5 protein-coding genes are annotated in these 4,507 nt (G+C 43.8%); all 5 read left to right on the top strand.

Features of this window, described 5'->3' with window-relative positions; translation table 11 throughout:
• On the top strand, nt 1–498 hold a 498-nt coding region (locus LUQ50_RS05680), incomplete at its 5' end, for a cobaltochelatase subunit CobN (RefSeq protein ID WP_300037482.1).
• A gap of 71 nt (nt 499–569) precedes the next feature.
• Nucleotides 570–1,655 (top strand): iron ABC transporter permease, encoded by a 1,086-nt coding sequence (locus tag LUQ50_RS05675; protein WP_300037478.1) that lies wholly within the window; start codon nt 570–572, stop codon nt 1,653–1,655.
• A complete protein-coding gene (locus LUQ50_RS05670) occupies nt 1,652–2,458 on the top strand; it encodes an ABC transporter ATP-binding protein (RefSeq protein WP_300037475.1) in 807 nt (268 codons plus the stop codon). The genes LUQ50_RS05675 and LUQ50_RS05670 overlap by 4 nt, the downstream gene beginning before the upstream one ends.
• Before the next feature lie 32 nt (nt 2,459–2,490).
• Complete coding sequence (locus tag LUQ50_RS05665) at nt 2,491–3,510, top strand: ATP-binding cassette domain-containing protein (protein ID WP_300037472.1); 1,020 nt, start codon at nt 2,491–2,493, stop codon at nt 3,508–3,510.
• Nucleotides 3,510–4,235 carry an ABC transporter permease gene (locus LUQ50_RS05660; RefSeq protein ID WP_300037469.1) on the top strand — a complete coding sequence of 242 codons (726 nt, stop codon included), beginning with the start codon at nt 3,510–3,512 and terminating at the stop codon, nt 4,233–4,235. Before LUQ50_RS05665 ends, LUQ50_RS05660 begins: the two co-directional genes overlap by 1 nt.
• Nucleotides 4,236–4,507 lie beyond the last annotated feature (272 nt).

Below are 4,507 nucleotides of genomic sequence, written 5' to 3'. Positions count from 1 at the left end.
GACCTTGCAGATGAACTTCGCCGGGTCGTCAGAACAAAACTTCTTAATCCAAAATGGATTGAAGGAATGAAAGAACACGGATACAAAGGGGCCGGTGATATCATGCGGAGAGTTACCCACGTGTATGGGTGGGAAGCTTCGACTCAGGAGGTAGACGATTGGATCTTTGATGATATTGCTGAAACCTTTGTCAATGATGACGAAATGAGGCAGTTCTTTGAAGACAACAATCCATATGCCCTTGAAGAGATTGCACGCCGACTCCTTGAAGCAGAGCAGCGAGGCCTGTGGGAAGCTGATCAGCAGGTCCTCGAAGATCTGAAAAATAATTATCTGCAGATTGAATCCTGGATGGAAGACAAGATTGGTGAAGGTGATTACCAGGGTGGAAGTGTCGATATTTACACTCAGGATGATATTGCTGCCTGGGGAGATTCTATGAAAGATATTATGGCAAAAGTGCAGGAAAAGTTCCCAATTCGGAAGAGCAATTCATAAAATATCTCACAATTATCCTTTTTAGGTAATGGCTTATTAATCTTACATTAATAGATTCATGGAACCAGGATATGACCAGAACTCAAAAAAATCCCATTTTATTTTATCTATCAGGAAAAAGACGAAAATTACTAATAATACTTACACTTCTAATCCTCTTATTTCTGACCATAGTATACGCACTGAATGCAGGTTCTTTCCACCTTTCCTTCGAAAGGATTCTCATCATTCTGTACCAGACAATTGCCTGCCCAGGATTACTTGAAGGATCTAACTCAGAGAAAATTATTGTCATTGATTTCCGAATGCCCAGGGTGCTTCTTGCAATTTTTTCCGGGATCAGTCTTGCCGTTGCCGGGTGTGTCATGCAGGCACTCCTTCGCAACCCGTTAGTAAGCCCATTTACCCTTGGACTCTCTTCTGCTGCTTCATTTGGGGCAGCAATGGCCATAGTATTCGGGCCCGTTCTGTTCCCTTTTATTCCTCTTCAGTATCAGAGCGGCACTATTGTTCTGGCTGCATTTCTTCTTGGATGGCTCTCTATTCTACTTATCTATGCAATATCTCGAATGAAAGGGGCATCAAGTGCTACACTAATCCTCTCTGGCGTGGTCATCGGGTACATCTTCACTGCGGGAGTTATGATCATGAAATATCTCACCAATGATGAGAAACTTCGTGAGATCACTCTTTGGCTCATGGGTGGAATGTGGGGAGCAAATTGGAATGCAGTAGTGATTGTTGCTCCAATCACCTTGATTTGTGTATTATATCTCGAATCAAAAGCATGGGATCTTAACGGTCTCGCTGCCGGCGATGATGTAGCTAAAAATCTTGGTGTCAATGTACATCGACTAAGGATATCCGGCCTCTTTGTTGCAACTCTCGCTGCATCAGCTTGTCTTGCCTTCACCGGTATTATCGGATTTATTGGACTCATGGGCCCTCATATAGGCAGGATGCTCATTGGAAATGATAATCGATATCTGATCCCATGTTCGGCTTTACTTGGTGCTTTGATCCTTCTGGTATCAGATACAGCAGCCCGTACTGTAATGGATCCTATCGAAATACCGGTTGGAGTTATCATGTATATCATCGGCGGTGTTTTCTTCATGGTTCTCATTCTTCGGGGACAACATCGAGTGATCACATGAACGGGGAACAACAGGTCCTTACTGTGCAGGATCTTTCGGTGAAGTATGGGAGTACTCAGGTTCTGAATTCGGTCAGTTTTGATCTCGTACCAGGCGAAGTGATCTGCATAATCGGTCCGAATGGATCAGGAAAGAGCACGCTTATCAAGACCCTTGCCGGTATCATCAGCCAGAAATCGGGAAATATCATTCTGAATGGGAAGAACATCTCAGAATACAGTAAAAATGCAGTAGCAAAGACCATCGGGTATGTTCCCCAGGATTTCCAATACCTCACCTCCGCTTCCGTGCTTGAAGCCGTGATACTGGGACGCAGACCCCATGTTGAGTGGTCACTGACAGAGCATGATCTTGTTGTGGTTCAGGGAGCAATGGACCGGCTTGCGATATCGCATATGGCAGAAAAGATGTTGACCGAACTCTCGGGAGGAGAACGCCAGCGGGTATTCATCGCTCGTGCAATCGCTCAGGAACCACAGATATTCCTCTTTGATGAGCCCACAAGCGCCCTTGATATCAGGCATCAGATCGATGTATTCACCATGATACGGGAATTATCTGAGCAAAACAACAAATCAGTCCTCGTGGCGGTCCATGATCTCAATTTTGCCTATCATTATGCTGACCGTGTCATGTTGGTGGATAATGGAGATATCGTCGCGATTGGAACCGCTGATGAAGTAATGACCGAAGAAAACATCATTTCAGTATATGGGGTACCGATGCAGTTCATAACTACTGAAGCAGGCAGGTATGTACTGCCGATATGGGATTCTGCAGCCCCAAAGGTATCATCTGGATAATATCGTGTATCTAATTTTATTTCCTGAATAAGATGGCTCGAAACCAAATTGGAACAGGTGTAACCGTGACAGGTTTAGAAATTGACAACAAGAATGATACAAATCAGATTGTAATCCGTAACCTGACAAAAAATTTTGGAGAACTCTGTGCTGTTAACCAAATGAATCTCTCGGTAGGGAATGAGATTTTTGGGATCCTCGGACCGAACGGGTCAGGGAAGACAACCACCGTACTCATGCTTACAACCCTGCTTGACCCTACCAGCGGAACTGCAGAGATCTGTGGATATGATATTCACAAGGACCCCAGAAAGGTGAGAGAATCCATCAGTTATGTTCCCCAGGATTTGGCAGTGGATGTCAGGCTAACCGGAAGAGAGAATGTCAGGATGTTTGCTGAACTCTATGGAGTAAAAAATTCACGTGAGAAGACGGATGAGGTTCTTAAAATTCTGGAACTGTCTGACCGGGCTGATGAATTTGCGAAAGTCTATTCCGGAGGAATGAGACGACGATTAGAATTAGCCCAAGCTCTGGTGCATAATCCAAAGGTTTTATTTCTTGATGAACCTACCGTCGGGCTCGATGTTGCAGCCAGACAAAAAATTTGGGAACATATTCAAACTCTCAGGAATGCAGGGATGAGCATTTTTGTCACAACTCATTACATGGATGAGGCTGATCGATACTGTGATCGGGTTGCAATCATGGACAAAGGGGTTATCAAGGCCGTTGATACCCCAGACACCCTGAAAGGGATGATCTCTCATGATGTGGTAACCATAACAATATCGGGTACATTCTCAGGGATATCAGTTCCAGGAGTCCGGTTTGTAAAAAATGAAGACGACGAACTCATTTTTTTTGCTGAACGTGGTGATTCTGCTCTCCCATTAATCAAAGATGCATTAGCAGAACAAGGACTCCGGGTTATTGCGATGTCTGTGAGACGCCCTTCCCTCGATGATGTATTCCTCCATCTTGTTGAAAATTCAGAAGATACCAGCCCGTTGAATTTTCGGGCGTTCCGAAGCATTATCCGGAGGAATTAATGAATCCAATTCTGGTATATTGTATTCGGGATCTCATCAGATGGGTCAGGGGAAGATGGGGTTTTGTATCTGCCATGGTTTTGCCCGCTGCATGGCTGGTTTTTGTGGGTCTTGCTCTTCCTATTCGCTTTACTGACCATTATATTGATTTTGTAACACCGGGGATTCTAGCCATGACGACCCTTTCTGCCTCACTTGCAGGTGGAGGCCTCCTTATTGTTGATAGAATGTTTGGATTTTTCAACAAATTCCTGGCTTTGCCACCACCCCGCGAATCAATCTTATTTGGAAAAATCCTGGTTATTACAATCCGGGGTCTTATCCAGTCAACGATCATACTTGCAATAGCTTTTTTGCTTGGTGCACGTCTCTATTCCCCAACTCAGCTGGCAATGACGTACCTGTTATTATTCATCTTCGGCACACTCCTTTCTGCATTTGCAACCACACTGGCTATTTATGTTGATGACCATGATCAGTATTCTGCAGTGAATGCGATGATCTCAATGCCTCTTTTTTTTAGTTCATCAGCTATGATGCCGTACAATGTTATGCCGGACTGGCTAAGGACGTTTGCGTATGTTAATCCCCTTAGTTTTGCAATAGATGGGATTCGCCTTATGCAAACCGGGGTGATCCCCCTGACCCAGATCGAAATTCTTTCAGGTCTTTGTATCTTGGTTGTCGGTCTGTCGGTTCATGCTTTCAGGAGGGTAAAGGTGTGAAAATTGAACTGGTTTATCGGCAAGCATACCACATGTGAATGACTTGAATGAAACGAAAATCATTCCAAACGGTGATCTCCGTACGGTAATACCTGGTAATAACCAGATAAGAGAGAACAGATAACTATCAGAGGTATGAGGAAAATAGAACACCTTATTTTTTAATTTTATCTTTTTTTGCGCGAACTAATCATATTTTTCTGTATCTTGGATGGAATCTGTTGCATGTGATGAATTGTCCTAATCTCATCGCAAGTTTTTTTACATTAAGG

The sequence above is a fragment of the Methanospirillum sp. genome, from assembly GCF_028679455.1.
Lineage (GTDB): Archaea > Halobacteriota > Methanomicrobia > Methanomicrobiales > Methanospirillaceae > Methanospirillum.
The sequence above is the reverse complement of the archived record's forward strand: the minus strand, read 5'-3'. Positions and strand labels throughout refer to the sequence as shown.

Excerpts from the sequence above, each read along its gene's own strand:
- LUQ50_RS05675 (WP_300037478.1), top strand. The coding sequence starts at position 570 with ATGACCAGAACTCAAAAAAATCCCATTTTATTTTATCTATCAGGAAAA.
- LUQ50_RS05670 (WP_300037475.1), top strand. The coding sequence starts at position 1,652 with ATGAACGGGGAACAACAGGTCCTTACTGTGCAGGATCTTTCGGTGAAG.
- LUQ50_RS05665 (WP_300037472.1), top strand. The coding sequence starts at position 2,491 with ATGGCTCGAAACCAAATTGGAACAGGTGTAACCGTGACAGGTTTAGAA.
- LUQ50_RS05660 (WP_300037469.1), top strand. The coding sequence starts at position 3,510 with ATGAATCCAATTCTGGTATATTGTATTCGGGATCTCATCAGATGGGTC.